We start from the raw sequence: 17844 nt of genomic DNA on the forward strand, positions 1-17844 counted from the left end.
GGGCCGATGGTACCGTTGCGGTCGAAATCGTTGACGTAAAGCGTACAGGTTCGGCCGCCGCGGGTTTAAAGGGTAGGTTGAGCCCTAGTTGCCAGCCACAAAGTCAGTATCGCTTTCCTGCAAACTTTTTTCGAAGGCAACGCCATCTGCGAAGCCTCCAGCCGCTCAAACAGCGTCGGCTCCCTGGCCGTCCAGGTGGCCAGCACAAGTACCAGGTACCTACTGATGCGCATAGATCGGGGGGCTGCTGGCTCTGAAGAACAACGGACGGGCATTGTTTCGGACGACGGTGTACATAGTACCCGAAGAAGTACGTACCGGCCGGATGTGGCGTACTTCACCGTCCAGCACAAAACCCGCTTCGGTTGGTAGCACGGTTTTCCACTGGCCTTTTCCCTCATTCAGCAGTACCAGCCCGTAGCTGGCGTCGTAGCGGCCCTGGTAGGTACTTACGTTGTGGAAGTTACCACCCAGCAGCAGGTCGGGTAGTTTGTCGTGGTTGACATCGGCCACCTGAATCGCGAAGATCTTGGAGACCTGCGCCATGTACGGCAGGTGGTGTACCGCAAAAGTACCCTTGCCCCGGTTCTCGATCCAGATACTCTCAAAGGTGTTGACTTCCCGGAGTTCGGCCGCATTCAGTTCGTTGGATTTGAATATCTTCTCAATGGTTTTGCCGGAAAAATCGCGGTAGTTGGGGAAGCGCTGGTTGACGAACGGAATGGTTTTGCCAATTTCATCTTTGAGCGAAACCGGATAGAAATGCGCTCCTACACCGTAAGCCAATATCTGATCCGTTTTGTTGACGCCCAGGAAGTCGCCCGCGTACATGCGGATGCGGCCGTCCCAGCCGCGCCGAAACTTGGTATTAGTACCCATATTCCCCACTACGTAGTCTTCGTCGCCGTCGCCGTCCAGGTCGGCTTTTTCGATGGTCTGCCAGAAGCCGTATATTCCTTCCAGCCCCGATTCCACCAGCGTGAGCTGTCCTTTTTCGTTTTCAAATACCCGTACCGGCATCCAGTCACCCACCACTAGCAGGTCGGCATCGCCGTCGCCGTCGTAGTCGCTCCAGGTGGCGTCGGTGACCATACCCACCTTCCGTAAAGACGGTGCCAGGGCGTCGGTTTGGTCCGTAAACTTACCTTTGCCGTCGTTGATGAGCAGGTACGAATCGGGCGTGCGGCCGTAGCTGTAGGCCACTACCCGGCCGCCCACGAACAGGTCCAGATCACCATCTTTGTCAAAATCAACGGCGGCCACGCTACCCTTATTGGTGTACATGGCGGGCAGCGCCGCCGCGTCGCGGGTGAAGTTGCCCTTCCCGTCGTTGCGGTACAGGCGGTCGAAGAGTTCCGGACTCTGCCCGAAAAACTCATTGCCCCCGCTGACCACGTACAGGTCCAGGTCCTTGTCGCCGTCGGCGTCGAAGAAAAGGGCTTTAATATCCTCAAAGGTAGAATCGGCCCCGAATACCCGCTGACTGGTAGGTACCCAGTTGCCTTCCGGCGTCTGCAGGTACAGCGCTGAGGTTTCAAACTTAGCGGAGCCCAGGTACATATCATCCAGCCCGTCGCCGTTGACATCACCCACCGCCAGCGCCGGACCTTCGGTCGATACCTTGAAGGGCATCAGCGGTTCGCGGGTAAAGTCATAGTAGGTGTTTTCCTTGTGGGTATAGTCAAGAGAAACCTGTTGGGTTACGTCGTCAAAAAGTTGTTGCTTCGAACCCGGTAGCCGGAAACTACCCGCAGCCCCCGACTGGGTAAGGCTAAGCGTTTGATTGGGTTTTACACCGGTCAGTACCTGGGCTTGCTGGTTGGGCCATACTACAGCCACGGAATCAATGGAAGTACTTTTCTCCACCCCAAACGTCAGCCACGGCTCCACCGACGACATAAAACCGCGCGTGGGCATGTTGTGCTGGTACTGCCAGCCCTTGGCGGTTTTTACGTATACTTTGGCCCCCACGCCGAAGGTATTCAGCCCCCCACCTTTCAGCTTTACTTTCAGAAAATTATTCTTAGCTATCTCATCCTGACGGTTCTGGTACAACCCGGCTACGCCGTTGATATTATTGGTAATCAGGTCCAGGTCACCGTCTCCATCCAGGTCAGCGTAGGCGGCCCCGTTGGAGAAACTGTCTTCGTGAAAACCCCATTTCAGCGACTGGTCCACAAACTGCAGGCTATCGGTCCCTTTGTAGAGGTAGTTGTGCATGAGGCCGTCGGGCATACGCGTAATGGCTTCAAAATCCACCGATTTGCCCTGCATCAGCCGCGACGACACCTCCGGGCTGGAGACAAACTTGAGGTACTCGAGGTCGTTGGGGCGGCGGACAATGCCGTTGGTTATGAACAGGTCCTTAATACCGTCGTTGTCGTAGTCGGCCAGGAGCGGTGACCAGCTCCAGTCCGTAGCGGCTATGCCCGCCATGGCGCCCACGTCACTGAATTTCTGTCCGCCCTGGTTGAGCTGTAGGGTATTGCGGGTGTACTGGTTATAAAAGCCAAACTGCAGTTTGTAGAGGTACACATCCAGCGGGTCTTCGCCGGCCGAGGCTTTCTCGACCGTCGGGTCTTCGGGGTACATGTCCATGGTCACCACATCCAGCAGGCCGTCGTTGTTGACGTCGGCCATGTCGTTGCCCATCGAGAACTTACTGGTGTGGGCAAAGTGCTGCCGCAGGGCCTCGGTAAAGGTACCGTCGTGGTTATTGATGTAGTAGTAGTCGTCTTCGTGGAAATCGTTGGCTACGTAGATATCTTCCCAGCCGTCTTCGTTGAGGTCACCCACCGATATACCCAGGCCGTAGCCCATGGGCGCGGCGTAGATACCCGCCTTTTCGCTGACGTCGGTAAAGTGCTGGCCGCCTTCGTTCCTGAACAGGTAGTCACCCGCTTCCTTGTCGCGGTCGAGCCCCCGGGCCGATACGCGGCCGTAGGAAAGCGACGTATGCACTGCGTGCGTAAGCAGGTAAGCGTCCAGGTCGCCGTCGTGGTCGTAATCAAAAAAAGCAACCTGCGTGGCGAAGCCCTGGAAATCCAGCCCGTACTCTTTGGCTTTTTCAGTGAAGGTCGGTACGTCGCCACGGCCATCGCCGTTGTTGATGTAGAGTTCATTGCGGCCTTTGAGTCCTTTGTAGTTACTGACGGCGCAGACGTAGATATCCAGGTACCCGTCGCCGTTCACGTCGGCCATGGTCACGCCCGTCTGCCAGTCGGCCCGGCCGGCTACGCCCGCTTTTTCGGCTACTTCTTCAAACTTCCACCCGCCTTTATTGAGGTACAGCTTGTTTTTGCCTTTATTAGAAACAAAGTACAGGTCGGTCAAGCCGTCGTTATTGACATCACCGGCCGACACGCCGCCGCCGTTGTAGAAGTAGAGGTAGTCCAGAATGCTGAACTCCTTCGTATCTACTACTTCATTGACAAAATCAACCCCGCTCTGGTCCGAGTTCATCCGGGTAAAAAGCGGTTCTCCGTCGTACTCCTGCGGCTCGGTTTGCTGGCAGGAAAAAAGACCGACTCCTACGAGGACTAAAGGTACTACGCCCCGGAGGGAACGCAGGCAAGTTTTTACTACTTTACTTGAAATCATTATCAATCACACAATTTAAATCTGAGGGTCGGGTACTTACTTTTTGGCGGCCAGCGTGGAAGTAAAAGGCATATAGCTGAACACCTGCGCCTTGTCGTTATTCTTCGCTGCTATAATCCACCGCTGGCTGCCGCTGCCCCGGATTACCTGCATATTGCGCACCTGCCCGCTGATCCGAAAACCGGTTTCGTTGGGCCTCAGGGCTCTGAATTCATTATTGCCTTTAGCCCGAAGTACCAGTCCATAATTGGAATCGTATCGCCCCAGTTCCGGCAGTACATCAAAGAAATTACCCGCCAGCAGGATGTCCTTGCTGCCGTCGCCGTTGTAATCAACGGTACTGATGCCGTGGATAGGCGACAGCTGCGCTTCCAGCGGCAAAGCTTTCATTTCAAACTTGAACCCGCCGTTGTTAATCATCAGCGACGTATTGGGGTTATACACAACTTTCTTCACTACACCCCGCATCTGCTCCTGGGTAAACAGCTCGTCAATGGACTTGCCGGCGTAGTCGGCGTGTTTGACAAATTTCTTTTTAATAACCGGCAGTACCTTCTGCAGGTCGGGCTTAAGTACCATCGGATAGCTGCGGCCGTCGCGGTTGTAGCAGGTAATAATCTGTTCCACCGAACCATTCCGGTCAAAGTCGTTGGTATACAGTTGGGCGGGGCGGTCCGGGGAAGCTACCAGGCGCGAATTGCGCCCCAGATTACCGAGTACAAAATCCGTGTCGCCGTCGCCGTCCATATCTTCGGGATAGATGCAGTTCCACCAGCCGTTGCTGTTCATGAGCGAAGGCAGGTCCAGGCGGGTCAGCTTCTTTCCTTTTTCATTTTTATAAATAGTTACCGGCATCCAGTCACCTACCACAATGAGGTCCGGCCAGGAGTCTTTGTCCAGGTCTTCCCAGCGGGCGTCGGTGACCATACCCAGGTCCGACATCTGCGATAACAGCGCCTGCGAGCGGTCCGTAAAATGGCCCCGTCCGTCATTAACCAGCAGCTGACTGAGAGGGTCGTACCCGTACTGGCCCGGTACCAGTCTTGAACCCACAAAAAGGTCCAGGTCGCCATCTTTATCAAAATCAGCCGCCCGTACGCAGGCACCGCTGCTGGTGATAGCGGGAAGCGCGTTGGCTTCGTAAGCAAAGCCGCCCCGGCCGTCGTTACGGTAAAAGCGGTCCCGCAGCAACGGATTATTTATTGTAAATTCATTACTTCCCATGACCACGTACAGGTCCAGGTCTTTGTCCCCGTCGGCGTCAAAGAACAGCGCTGCTACCTCTTCCGAAGCCTGAGCCCCTTCAAAGGCCACTGACGCTGCTTTACTAAAGGTACCCTTGGTTCCCTGTAGGTACAGTTGACTCAGCTGCCCGGCGGCTCCACCAAAATATACATCGTCGAGCCCGTCGCCATTCACGTCGCCTACGGCCAAAGCCGGTCCCTGGGTTGAATACTTCTGTTTCAGCAGCCCGTCGCGGTTGTAGTCCACAAAATCATTTTCGGTATGTTGGAAGTCCAGCCCGCTGGTTCCGGTCACATCGGCGAAAGGGAGTACCTTGTTAGCAGCTGGTGCGGGCGCCGTCCAGGTACCCGTGGCGTTGGTATAGCTAAGTACCAGAGTCGTATCGGCCGTGGGTTTGTGAAGTATCTGCCGACGGTCGTCGGGCCAGATTACCGTAAGGGAATCAATAACAGGATTTGAATTCAAACCAAAAATCAATGTCAAATCACTTGACGACTGGAAGCCCCGGTTGGGCATCTGCTGCAGGAACTGGGTTGCCTCTCCCTGGTGTACGTACACCTTGGCTCCAATGGCGTTGGGATTTCCGCCGGTTCCTTTCAGCTGCACCCGCAGGTAATGCTTCCCGTACCGCTCCACCGAATGGTTGCGGAATACCCCCAGCGGCTCGTTATTATTATTTACGACCAGGTCCAGGTCGCCGTCACCGTCCAGGTCGCCGTAGGCGGCTCCGTTAGAAAAACTAGCTTTACCCAGGCCCCAGCTTTTGGCCTTGTCGTCAAACTTCAGCCCTCCCTCGTTCCGGAAAGCATAGTTGGGAATGGGCGTAGAGCTGATCATATTCACAAACTCGCGGTAGTCAAATTTCATCCGGCCTTCAATCATGGCCTGTATATTGTTCTGGTCGGCCAGGAAAGCGACGTAATCCTGATCGGTAAGGTTCCTGACGATACCATTGGCCACAAACAGGTCTTTCTGCCCGTCGCTGTCCATGTCAAAAATGAGCGCCCCCCAGCTCCAGTCGGTGGCGTGTACACCCGCCAGCTGCCCTACTTCGGTAAAGGTACCGTCGCCGTTGTTGAGGTGCAGCATGTTGCGCATGTACTGGTGCCAGTAGTCACGGTCGCGTTTCAGGGCGGTCACTTCGTGCCCTTCAAACACGGAAGTAGTTTTCAGTCGGGCGTCGTCCTCGGGGAGCATATCCGTTACGAATATGTCCAGATTACCATCGTTGTTGATGTCGGCAATATCGGCCCCCATGGAAGAAAGGCTGATGTGGGGCATGTGGCTTTCGAGCGATTCCTTAAAGGTACCATCCTGCTGATTGATGTAGAGGTAATCGCGCTCGTAGAAATCGTTGGAGATGTAAATATCCAGCCAGTTGTCGTGGTTGACGTCGCCGATGGTGATGCCCAGCCCAAAACCAATCAGACTCCCGTAGATACCTGCTTCTTCACTGATATCGGTAAAACGATTGCCATCGTTGCGGAAGAGTTTATCACCCCCCAGCTTATCCCGCATGTTCCGGAAGTTCTGGTAGCCCAGCTTGTCTACGGGTGTGAAGCTGTTGTTGAGCAGGTACATGTCCAGGTCGCCGTCGCGGTCGTAGTCAAAGAAAGCGGCGTGGGTGGAGAATCCGCCATCCTGAAGGCCGTACGGAACGGCTTTCTCTTCAAAAACCGGTACGCCCTCGGCATTATTTCCTTTGTTGATAAAGAGCTCGTTGCCCCGGCTGTCGCCCTGTACATTGCCAGCATTGCACACATATATATCCAGCCGTCCGTCGCCGTTAACGTCTGCCAGGGTAGCACCCGTAGACCAGGCCTTAGTACCACCCACCCCGGCCGACTCGGTGGCGTCTTCAAATTTCCACTCGTTACCGGGAATACCTCCCTGGTTGAGGTACAGGCGGTTTTTTTCAAAATTGGAGGTAACAAATATATCCGCCTTTCCGTCGCCGTTGACGTCGCCAATGGCTACTCCGCCTCCATTGTAGAAGTTGCGGTAGTTGAAAATATTAAGTTCTTTCTTATCAAGAATCCTGTTTTCAAAGCTAATACCTGTAACAGAGGGAGAGAGGGATTCAAATAGTTGATTGTCAGCCGAACGCTTACATCCTGTCAGGAGCCCCCCCACGACTGCAACACACCATAATAAAGTACGCATATTGATATTTAAAATAGAAAAGAATGCAAAATTACGTATTCTGCCTCTATTCTCATGAGTTGACGACCAACAGATTAGGGTTATTCTGAATAAAATAAAACGGGTTTTTATAGAAACAGAAAAGGGAGCCAAAAGACTCCCTTTTCCAATACGAAGAATTATTTAATTAATTGTATCCGGGGTTCTGCTTCAGACCGGGGTTGGCATCCAGGCGCTGCTGCGGAATCGGGAACAGCGTGGTATGCTTAGCGGGGTTCTTCATGAACTTGCTGGTAAAGCGACCACCCACATCAGTAAATTTATCGAAGCGGATAAGATCACTCCGACGCCACCCTTCCCAGGCCATTTCACGGCCACGCTCAGCCAGGATCTCGTCCAGCGTCAGGGTAGTCATAGGCGCTACACCGGCCCGGGTCCTTATCCTGTTGATATCAGCTATGGCATCCGCCGTTTTACCCAAACGGAAATTAGCCTCACCACGCATCAGGTATACATCGGCCAGACGAATCATAGCCCAGTCGTTATCCTGATCAGCCACGGAGTTATTGCGCTGGATTTCGTACTTACCCAAACGGGCACCGGCTCCCTGGTAGTCAGGGTCAGAAGAGACGAACTCATCTTTGCGTACTTCCGGCGTAAATACCAGCGGCAAGCCTGCATCAGTCAACAGTTGGGTCTTACCATCGGCTGCGAACTGAGGACCTGCAATAAACATTTTCTTACGAACATCGGCGTTGTCAAATGAGTTGTAGAACTCGGCCAGGGAACAGAAACCATTCCAGGGCTGGCCTGACAGACCGTACGTCAACTGGCTTTGGTAGTGCAGCGTACGGTAAGGAATGTTCATTCCCCCCGCCTGAAAGCGGTCAAAAGGCAGGGCCCAGATGTTTTCCTTGGAACCTTCGTTGCGAACGGCGAAGTTATCAAAGAAGCTGGCTTCCAGAGAGTACTGGCCCGAGTTAATGATCTTGTTGGAAACATCAAGTACTTTTTGCCATTCGGGGGCTCCTTTGTATATCTGAGCATTCAGGTATAGCTTAGCCAGAAGACCATTCGCCGTCATTTGATTGATCCGGCCGTAAGCGGGACCATCAACCAGATTAGGTATGGCTTCGGTAAGTTCCTTCTCCACAAAGGCATATACCTGAGCCCGGGTACTGTTGGTTACCTGACCTGTGCTGCTTTCAGTAATGATAGGTACGTTACCAAAGGTATCCAGTGCGATCAGGTAGTAGAATGCACGTACCGCCCGTAGCTCAGCAATCGCGTTGGTATTACCTTCTACCTGTGGAATTAACTGGTTGATGGTGTTGATACCTGCTTCGTATAACCAGCCCCAGATACCATTAATAGGGCCGTGGGTAGTGGGCCAGGTATGGCGGTGGTAGTTAAGCCAGTCACCTCCATCATACCAGTCCTTTCCACGTGTAGGAACCAGCATTACATCGGTTGTAGTTTCGGCGTTATGAATGTTCCAGGTGTAGTCGCGTATACCCGAGTAGGCAGGACCAAGGAGGGCGGCTAATTGTTCCGGAGAACCCCCAAAACCCTCTTTTGGAATTACGCCGTAAACCGATTCTTCCAGATTGGTACAGGAAGCCATCGTGATAGCGCCTGCCAATGCCAGATAGATAATTGATCTTTTCATAGAGAATTGTATAGTTTAAACACTCTTTACGTTTTTTTGAAATCTTTGTTGTTGGCAAACTGATTTTCAGTTTGCCAACATATACGGTATTTTAGAACGAAAGGTTTACACCCAGCTGGAATCCGCGTGATTTAGGAAACTGCTGCTTGGTGTAAATTCCTGAGTTTTGGGTACCGGTATTAAGTTCGGGATCAACACCCTGAAACTTAGTGAGTATGAACAGGTTGTTACCTGAAACGTACACCTGAGCACGGCTTAGCAGACCTTTAACCGGGAAGTTATATCCCAGGCGGAAGTTAGCCAGACGAACAAAGCTACCATCTTCTACAAAATAGCTGAATGCGTTGGTAAGCTCAGAGGTAACTGGTGAATCAGCCGCGCCACGCAGGGTGTTTTCATCGGGGATACGACCTACCTGGCGATCATACTGCATACGCTCAGCGTTAAAGATTTTGTTTCCAAACTGGCCGTTCAGCAGGAAGCTCAGGTTAAAATTACCGTAGGTAAAGTTGTTGGTTAATGAGGCCGTGACCTTTGGTAGCGGGCTACCTATGAAGGTACGATCTGCTTCTCTTACCTCGGCCGTTTCCTTTCCATCAGCGCCACGAATGATGTACTGACCTTTGTTGGCTCCTTCGGTACCAATGCGCGCTACATCATAACCCCAGAAGGAACCGATTGGATAACCCGCCTGAATGACGTTGAAGTTTACGTTAGAAGTACCACGGGTAGCAGCCCCCAGATCGGTTCCGATAAAGATCTGGTTGGATGCGATAAATTCACCACTGGCAAGACCTACTACTTCATTTTTCAAAGTAGCCGCTGCCACTACAGCTTCCCATTTGAAATTGGTTTTGTCAACTACCAGTCCGTTCAGGGACAGTTCAACCCCGCTGTTGCGCATTGAACCTACGTTACCCAGAATAGTTGGGAACAGGGGCTTGATCGAGAGAGGGGCTGTTACGTTAAAGAGCAGGTCACGGGTATTCCGGACGAAGTAGTCTACGGAACCACTCAGGCGGTAATTCCACAGTGAGAAGTCAACCCCTACACCGTAGTTCTCGTTTACTTCCCATCTCAGGTCAGGATTGGGGTTCTGTACAGGACGATAAGAAGGCAACCAGTTGCCGTTGTCGTAGTACTTGGCACCGGGGCCCAGCAAGGCCAGCGTAGTGTATGGTCTGATTCCTTCCGAGTTACCGGTCTGACCGTAGTTCACGCGCAACTTCAGGTTATTGATGATAGCATTGTTCTGTAGAAAATCTTCTTCGCTCAGCGTCCAGCCTACTGAAGCTGATGGGAAAAGACCCCATTTATTGTTAGCTCCAAACTTAGTAGAACCATCCTGACGCACGTTGATGGTAGCAAAGTACTTTTCGCCGAGAGCTGCCGTTATCCGACCAAAGAAGGAAATCAACTTGTAGTTGTTACGGTAAGAACTTACGGCGTCGTTGGCGCGCTGTCCCAGCGCCAAACCGGCACCAGCACCCAGGTTATCGAATGAAATGTCGTCGGTAATAAAGTTATTATTACGGGCCGCAAAACCTTCAAAGGTAACATCCTGGTACGAATAACCTCCCAACGCTCCAAAGTTAAGCTTTCCAAATTGCTTGTTATAGTTTAAAGTAAACTCAAGCAGTTTGTCATCGGTTGGCCCCAGGTCCGGACCAAAATTAAATGAGCGTTGAGCCTGTCCTTGTCCGGCTAAGCCAGCTTTCGGAACGCGGGTCTGGTAGTAGCTACCATTTTGCTGATAGCCCTTCATAGCTCCGTTTACACCAAAAACCAGGTCATTGGTAATGCTGTATCGCATATTAATATTACCAAGGAATTCCAGCGTCTTAGCGTTATTAGTGGTTTCGTTCAGTTCAGCAACCGGATTAAAGATAGAGAAAGCACCTGGCCGCTCAAAGTAAGAACCATCCGGATTGTAAACCGGGTCAGTAGGCAGGTTGGTGATAGAATAGGCAAAAGCCGCGTAGTTCACAAAGTCCCGCTTACCCGTAATAGCCGAGAGGCTGGTAGCAATCTTAAGTTTACCATTCAGGGCAGTCTGGTCCAGGTTGATACGGGCGCTTACCCGCTCATAACCTGATTTGCGTACTACCCCCTGCTGGTTCAGATATCCCAGTGAAGCGCGGTAGCTGAAATTGTCACTACCTCCTGAGAAAGCAAGATTCTGGCTGTTAACAGGAGCCGTCCGGGTAATTTCTTCAAACCAGTTGGTATTGGCTTTGCGGTCGTCGAGCGTAAAGCCCAGCTGACGGGCCGCCGCACGATACTCATCCGCATTCATATAGTTAGGCGCTTTGGCTACCATATCCACGCCGGTGTAGGCGTTATAGTCCACCGTGGACCGTCCGCCTCTACCGCGCTTGGTAGTAATGATAATTACCCCATTGGAAGCGCGTGAGCCGTAAATAGCCGCCGAGGAAGCATCGCGCAGTACATCTATGGTTTCAATATCGTTAGGATCAATATTCTGGATGGGTACACCCGGTACCCCGTCCACTACGTAAAGCGGATCAGAACCCGCGGCCAGTGAGCCTACACCCCGCAGACGCACCGTTGGGCGGGAGTTGGGATCGCTACCCGTCTGGTTAATCGTCAGACCGGCTACTTTACCTTGAATAGCTCCGAGCGGGTTAGTAACCACCCCCGCGTTAAACTCCCGGTTGCTGATGCTCGATACAGTACCTGAAATCTCTTTGCGCTTCTGAGTACCATAACCCACTACCACTACCTCTTCCAGTGCTTTGGTGTCTTCTGCCAGCGTGACGTTTATAATAGAGCGGTTGTTCACGGGAACCTCTTCTCCCTTATAACCCACAAAACTGAAAACCAGGGTAGCGTTTCCCGGCGCGGCAATGGTGTATCCTCCGTCAACGTCGGTAGTAGTACCACGCGCCGTTCCTTGGACTGTAATAGCCACCCCTGGCATACCCATACCAGTTATGTCTGTTACTTTTCCCGTTACGGTCATATCCTGAGCCAGCACCATACCAACTGAAACCAACAGCGCCAGTGCTGTTAGCCAGAGACGGTTAAAGCCCACATACTCCCGTTTACGATTAGTTGTGTAGCATTGATTCATCATAGGTTGATTGATTATTGGTTAAATTAAAATTATTACTGCAAGTTTTTCGAATAGCGGTATACTTCTTTTATCAATGATTATCAGGCTTTCCTTCTGGCTGTAATTATACATATCGGGGAGATGACCAGGTACGCAGGAAGTTTTGTTCTTGGTATTTTTACACTCTTTTAGTTGTTTATAAGAGGAATATAAGGTTAAATAGTTGCATTTAACGCAATTCCCGCTCAGCAAATTACTATAATTAGTATGGATAATACAACCATAACCTTCTTTAAATCTTTTTGTCGGCAGTAAACCTTGCACTTATTCGCTTTTATATAAGATTCAAGGGGGATAAACACAAAAAATTACTGGAAAACTGCAATATATATGCAAATATATGCAAATATGTAAGTAGAAAACAAGGGAACTCTGCATTTATTGATACTTAATTCGCCTACTTTCTCCGTTATGTTAAAAGACGAACGTCAACACTGGATTTTAGATAAACTGAACAAGCACAAAAAGGTATCACTGGTCGCAATCAGTCAGGAGCTGGAAGTATCGTATGATAGTATCCGCCGGGACATTATCGAACTGGAAGAACAGGGGTTACTAAAAAAGGTACACGGAGGAGCCATCGCAAACTCGTATCTGCCGATGCGGGTGCGCCGGGCCATGGGGATACCTAATGCTGAAATTACCGCAATTGCCAATAAGGCCAGGTGCCTGTTCAAAAACGGCCAGACGGTGCTGATGGATGGCGGCACTACTAACCTGTACATAGCCGAGCAGATTCCCCACCAGTTGGAAGCTACTATTATTACCAACAGCCTGCCCCTGGCTACTTCCCTGGCCAATCATCCCAAAGTAGAGGTCATACTGCTGGGGGGATCCTTTTATAAGCGCTACCAGATTACCCTCGGCAGCGAGACCTCGGCGCAGCTTCGTCACTTCCGGGCCGACCTGTACTTTATGGGTATAGTAGGTATACACCCCGACGAGGGCCTCACCATCCGGCATTACGAAGAGTCGCAGCTGAAGCGCCAAATGATGGGAATAGCCGGGCATACGGTAGTTTGTGCCACCGCCGAAAAGATAAATAATGTCGAAGCCTACCAGATATGTCAGTTAAAGGATATACATACCCTTATCACGAGCCCGTCCGACGTACTTTCTTCTGTGAGAGAATGGCCCAATCCAGATGTGCAAATTCTGTAAATTTTACTACCTGAGGTAGCTAATCGTGCGTAACTTTGGGAATATTTTGGTTCTTAGTACTTAAGCATGACACCTCTTCCCTCTGTTACGAATGCGGACCTGGAGCAACTGGCCGGTCAGCTCGACGGTGAATTATTCTTTGACAATACCATGCGTACGGTCTACGCGACCGACGCCTCGGCCTACCGCGAAATGCCTCTGGCCGTGGCTATGCCCGCTACGCACGAGGACCTGAAGCGTCTCATTGCCTACGCCGGTCAGAAGGGCATATCCCTGATTCCGCGCACCGCAGGTACCTCCCTGGCCGGACAGGTAGTGGGAAGTGGCCTGGTGGTGGATGTTTCTAAAAAATTCAACCGCATTCTGGAAATTAACGCGGAAGAGCGTTGGGTACGGGTAGAACCGGGCGTCGTGCGGGATGAACTGAACATAGCCCTAAAGCCCTACGGCCTGTACTTCGGCCCCGAAACCTCTACGGCCAACCGCGCCATGATTGGAGGTATGGTGGGCAATAACTCCTGCGGATCTAACTCAGTCGTATATAGCAGTACCCGCGAGCACCTGCTGGAGGTAAAGGCGTTGCTGTCGGACGGTACCGAAGCGACCTTCGGTCCCATGACGCCGGAAGAACTACGGGCAAAATCGCAAAGTACCCGTGGGGTGGAAGCGCAGATTTACCGAAAGACGGTGGAGGTACTGGCTAATCCGGTGAACCAGGCCGAAATCCGTAGGAACTTTCCCAAACGCTCTATCGAACGGCGCAATACCGGCTACGCCCTGGACATGCTGCTGGACTGCCAGCCTTTCACGCCCGAAGGACCTGCCTTCAACATGTGCCGGCTCATTGCGGGTTCAGAAGGTACCCTCTGCTTCCTGACCGAAATTAAGGTTAATATAGTACCCCTGCCGCCCAAAACGCAGGGACTGGTATGCGCCCACTTCAATACCATTGATGAAACACTACGCGCTACGATCATTGCGCTGAAATACAAGCCGCAGGCCGTGGAGCTGATTGACAGCTATGTACTAGAATGCGCCGCTACCAACGCTGAGCAGCGTAAAAATGCCTTTTTCGTAAAGAATACGGACGCGGGCGAATACCCGGCCATCCTGGTAGTAGACCTCTCCCGCGAAACTACCGAGGAGGTAGAGCAACTGGCTGCCGGTCTGGAAGCCGAATTGCAGGCTGCCGGACTGGGTTTTCACTTCCCGCTGTTGTTTGGAGAAGATACCAAGAAAATATGGACGCTGCGCAAGGCCGGTCTGGGCCTGCTGGCCAACCTACCCGGCGATGAAAAGGCCGTGGCGGTAATTGAAGACACGGCCGTAGACGTATACGACCAGCCGGCCTACATCAGCGACTTCAACAAGATTCTTAAAAAGCATAATATGTCGGCGGTGCACTACGCGCATGCCGGCTCCGGCGAGCTGCACCTGCGCCCCATCATCAACCTCAAGACCCGGGAAGGGCACCAGCAGTTCCGGATGATTGCGGAGGAAATCGCGGCCCTGGTGAAGAAGTACGACGGCTCCTTATCGGGCGAGCACGGCGACGGTCGCCTGCGGGGCGAATTTATCCCCAAAATGGTGGGTGAACACAACTACCAGCTTTTTAAAGAAATAAAACGCGCCTGGGACCCGCAGACTATTTTTAATCCGGGTAAGGTGGTCGATACGCCGCCCATGGATACCTTCCTGCGCTACGAAGCCGACCAGCAGACGCCCCAATTTAAGACCTACTTCCGCTATCCCGACCAGGATGTACTGCAGCACGCCGAGCAGTGCAACGGCTCCGGCGACTGCCGCAAGACCCAGCTCAGTGGCGGTACCATGTGCCCCAGCTACATGGCGACTCGTAACGAGAAGGACACCACCCGCGCCCGGGCCAATATCCTGCGCGAAATGCTGACCCGCTCGGACAAGGAAAACCGCTTCGACCACCACGAGATCAAGGAGGTGTACGACCTGTGTCTGGCCTGCAAGGGATGCAAGGGAGAATGCCCCTCTAACGTCGACGCGGCCAAGCTCAAGATGGAGTTTCTGCAGCAGTACCACGATGCGAATGGCCTACCGGTGCGCTCCTGGCTGGTGGGTAACTTTTCCCGAATGACCGGCCTGGCCAGCTACGTACCCTGGGGTTATAATCTGATTTATAAAAATGATTCGCTGCGCCGCATTGCCAACAGGATTGTGGGTTTCCATCCCGACCGCACCATGCCGCTTCTGCACGCTACTACGCTGGAACGCTGGCATAAAAAGCGGAAGAAGCCTACCCAAAGCGACCGGCAGGTGTACCTGTTTTGTGACGAATTCACCAACTACAACGACGTAGAAATAGGTCAGAAGGCCATTATGCTGCTGGAAAAAATGGGCTATGAAGTCATCATTCCCGACCACCTGGCATCGGGCCGTCCGCAGTTGTCGAAAGGAATGCTGCGCGATGCGAAGAAAATTGCCGACCAAAACGTCCGGATGCTCAAAGATGTAGTATCCCACGAAAAGCCTTTGGTTGGTATTGAGCCATCAACCATCCTGACTTTCCGCGACGAATACCCCGACCTGGTGAGCGACGAGCTGGTACAAGACGCCAAAGCCCTGGCCATGAATGCCCTGCAACTGGATGAGTTCATAGCCCGCGAGATTGATTCCAAGCGCATTTCTAAAAGCATATTCAAAACGGAGAAAAAGCTCATCAAACTGCACGGCCACTGTCAGCAGAAGGCTATTTCCAGTATGGTACCTACTAAGAAAATGCTCTCCCTGCCCGAAAACTATACCGTACAGCTCATTCCAAGCGGCTGTTGCGGCATGGCGGGCTCGTTTGGCTATGAAACCGAACACTATGATGTGTCCATGAAGATCGGCGAACTGGTCTTGTTCCCAACGGTACGTCAGCAGCCCGAGGAGGTTATTATTGCCGCGCCGGGTACCAGTTGCCGTCACCAGATTCACGACGGTACCGGCCGCCGCGCCATGCACCCGGCCGAGATCCTGTGGGAAGCGTTGCTGTAACAGGTACCTCCGTGGAGACGCAAGATGTTGCGTCTCTACGTTTCCAAATAGTCCAGTTCTTTGCCGTAGGTTTCCTCCATGTACCCGAGCGAAAGTACCCCCAATCCAAAGCAAAGTACCCCCACCATAGCCCCGGCTTCCAGCACGCCCCAGCCGGGCTTGAGGTACTGGTACAAAGGTAAAGTCAGGAGTACGGTAGCCCGCACATTATTGGCTACGGAGGTAGTAACGGTAGCCCGCAGATTAGTACCAAACTGCTCGGCGGTAGTGGTCAGGAACATGGCTATGTACCCAATCGAAAAGCCCAGCCAGGCGTAGCAGACGTAGAGCGTAGCGGCGCTACGAATGCCGCCGTACAGCAGCCACAGGCAGCCCAGAAAGGTCATGCCCATCATGAGGCCGATGGCCCGGCGGCGCGAGCGCAGCCACTGGCTCAGCAGCCCGCTAAAAAAGTCGCCCAGTACTATACCGATATAAGTATATAGTACGCAGTTTCCTGCCTGTACCTCTTCGGCCAGCCCCAGCGCTTTCCCGAACTCATTGCCGAAGGTAGCGTAGATGCCAATGACCAGGTAGGTAGGGAGCGCAATCCCCATGCAGCGCAGGTACCTTATCAGGCGCGAACGTTTCGAAAAGATAGTCCACCACTGCGCCCGCTTCACCCCCCGTTCCATCCGGTCAAAAAGTATGGATTCCAGTACATTCACCCGCATAGCCAGCAGTATCAGCCCCAGGCCACCACCAACCCAATAGGCTGTGCGCCAATCGGACAGGGAAACGGTAAAGAAGGCCGCAATAGCTCCTAGTAAACCTACGCCCGCCACCACGGAGGCTCCGTAGCCCCGTAGTTCTTTGGGAAGTATCTCGGCAATAAGCGTAATACCCGCTCCCAGCTCCCCGGCCAGCCCCAGACCCGCCACAAAGCGCAGCAGCGCGTAGGTATCCGGACTGCTGACAAAGCCGCAGGCAATATTGGCCAGCGAGTACATCAGGATAGAACCAAACAAGACCGAACGGCGGCCCATCTTATCACCCCAGATACCCCAGCCAAAGCCGCCCAACAGCAGGCCCGCCTGCTGCCAGTTATATACCTGCGCCCCCACTATTGACACCTCCTCTTCCGAAAGTCCAAGGTCACGCAGACTGGGTACCCTTACAATATTAAAAAGTAGTAAATCATATACATCCACGAAGTAGCCCAGAGCCGCCACAATTACGGGCAGACTCAGTACCGTACGCAGGGTACTTGTGGTTTGGGAGGAGGTAGTAGTCATAATAAAGGTGTTAGCTGACAGCTGTTAGTGATTAGCTTTTTTGTCCGAGGAACACAAAGCTAAAAAGAGTAAAGAAACTCAGCGTACCTCTGGGCTTTCCTCCTTTTTACTTCCTGGTAAAAATAGTAGTTTCCGGTATCTACTCAAGTACTACCTACTGCTACTAAAAATAAAACCGCCTAGGTTTACTCCATCGGCGGTTTCTTCCGCATGCTTTTCACGTCAGACTTTCGCTGCTTTTTCTGTAATCGGTCTACGACAGAGGTGTAGGTAGGCCGGGTGGCTTTGCGTTTCTTCTGAACCACAAAAGCCTGGCGAATGAGGTTATTGAATTTTTGAACTACTTTATCCTTATTGGCCAGCTGCGAGCGCTCCGTCTGGTGGTACAGTACAAGTACCCCCTCCTGCGTCACTTTATTAGCCAGCTTTTCCAGCAGCAGGGCTTTATGCTCCTCGCTTAGCAGGGCCGATTTTGGAATATCAAAGCGCAGCTCTACTTTGGTTTCTACTTTATTCACATTCTGCCCGCCTTTCCCGCCACTACGGGCGGTCTGGAAAACGAGTTCAGGATAGAGTTCTTCGGGATTGATCACAATCAGCTATTA

At 52.4% G+C, this 17844-nt stretch carries 9 protein-coding genes; 2 read left to right on the top strand and 7 right to left on the bottom strand.

From position 1 onward, the window contains the following. Window positions 1-65: 65 nt before the first annotated feature. From VGN67_RS06525 to VGN67_RS06545, 5 genes are all read right to left on the bottom strand, one after another. Window positions 66-233 carry a hypothetical protein gene (locus VGN67_RS06525; RefSeq protein WP_327485980.1) on the bottom strand — a complete coding sequence of 56 codons (168 nt, stop codon included), beginning with the start codon at window positions 231-233 and terminating at the stop codon, window positions 66-68. Further along, a complete protein-coding gene (locus VGN67_RS06530; protein WP_327485981.1) occupies window positions 220-3600 on the bottom strand; it encodes a VCBS repeat-containing protein in 3381 nt (1126 codons plus the stop codon). Before VGN67_RS06530 ends, VGN67_RS06525 begins: the two co-directional genes overlap by 14 nt. 36 nt (window positions 3601-3636) lie before the next feature. Beyond that, window positions 3637-7008 carry a VCBS repeat-containing protein gene (locus tag VGN67_RS06535; RefSeq protein WP_327485982.1) on the bottom strand — a complete coding sequence of 1124 codons (3372 nt, stop codon included), beginning with the start codon at window positions 7006-7008 and terminating at the stop codon, window positions 3637-3639. A 166-nt stretch (window positions 7009-7174) separates the two neighbouring features. Next, complete coding sequence (locus VGN67_RS06540) at window positions 7175-8656, bottom strand: RagB/SusD family nutrient uptake outer membrane protein (protein WP_327485983.1); 1482 nt, start codon at window positions 8654-8656, stop codon at window positions 7175-7177. Between the two features lie 91 nt (window positions 8657-8747). Continuing rightward, window positions 8748-11753 carry a TonB-dependent receptor gene (locus VGN67_RS06545; RefSeq protein WP_327485984.1) on the bottom strand — a complete coding sequence of 1002 codons (3006 nt, stop codon included), beginning with the start codon at window positions 11751-11753 and terminating at the stop codon, window positions 8748-8750. 450 nt (window positions 11754-12203) lie between these two features. Between VGN67_RS06545 and VGN67_RS06550 the strand changes: the two genes are divergently transcribed. Both VGN67_RS06550 and VGN67_RS06555 read left to right on the top strand, forming a co-directional pair. Continuing rightward, window positions 12204-12953, top strand: coding sequence for a DeoR/GlpR family DNA-binding transcription regulator (locus tag VGN67_RS06550; protein WP_327485985.1), 750 nt, complete (start codon window positions 12204-12206; stop codon window positions 12951-12953). Between the two features lie 66 nt (window positions 12954-13019). Next, complete coding sequence (locus VGN67_RS06555; RefSeq protein WP_327485986.1) at window positions 13020-15965, top strand: FAD-binding and (Fe-S)-binding domain-containing protein; 2946 nt, start codon at window positions 13020-13022, stop codon at window positions 15963-15965. 35 nt (window positions 15966-16000) lie between these two features. Here the strand turns inward: VGN67_RS06555 and VGN67_RS06560 are convergent, their stop codons facing one another. Both VGN67_RS06560 and arfB read right to left on the bottom strand, forming a co-directional pair. After that, window positions 16001-17239, bottom strand: coding sequence for an MFS transporter (locus tag VGN67_RS06560; RefSeq protein ID WP_327485987.1), 1239 nt, complete (start codon window positions 17237-17239; stop codon window positions 16001-16003). Window positions 17240-17424: 185 nt separating this feature from the next. After that, window positions 17425-17832, bottom strand: coding sequence for an alternative ribosome rescue aminoacyl-tRNA hydrolase ArfB (gene arfB / locus VGN67_RS06565; RefSeq protein ID WP_327485988.1), 408 nt, complete (start codon window positions 17830-17832; stop codon window positions 17425-17427). Window positions 17833-17844 lie beyond the last annotated feature (12 nt).

The organism is Telluribacter sp. (assembly GCF_035998675.1).
Lineage (GTDB): Bacteria > Bacteroidota > Bacteroidia > Cytophagales > Spirosomataceae > Telluribacter.

What these genes read in the sequence shown, in the direction of transcription:
- VGN67_RS06540 (WP_327485983.1), bottom strand. Translation starts at nt 8,656, where the DNA reads ATGAAAAGATCAATTATCTATCTGGCATTGGCAGGCGCTATCACGATG.
- VGN67_RS06560 (WP_327485987.1), bottom strand. Translation starts at nt 17,239, where the DNA reads ATGACTACTACCTCCTCCCAAACCACAAGTACCCTGCGTACGGTACTG.
- VGN67_RS06535 (WP_327485982.1), bottom strand. Translation starts at nt 7,008, where the DNA reads ATGCGTACTTTATTATGGTGTGTTGCAGTCGTGGGGGGGCTCCTGACA.
- VGN67_RS06550 (WP_327485985.1), top strand. Translation starts at nt 12,204, where the DNA reads ATGTTAAAAGACGAACGTCAACACTGGATTTTAGATAAACTGAACAAG.
- VGN67_RS06530 (WP_327485981.1), bottom strand. Translation starts at nt 3,600, where the DNA reads ATGATTTCAAGTAAAGTAGTAAAAACTTGCCTGCGTTCCCTCCGGGGC.
- VGN67_RS06545 (WP_327485984.1), bottom strand. Translation starts at nt 11,753, where the DNA reads ATGATGAATCAATGCTACACAACTAATCGTAAACGGGAGTATGTGGGC.
- VGN67_RS06525 (WP_327485980.1), bottom strand. Translation starts at nt 233, where the DNA reads ATGCGCATCAGTAGGTACCTGGTACTTGTGCTGGCCACCTGGACGGCC.
- VGN67_RS06555 (WP_327485986.1), top strand. Translation starts at nt 13,020, where the DNA reads ATGACACCTCTTCCCTCTGTTACGAATGCGGACCTGGAGCAACTGGCC.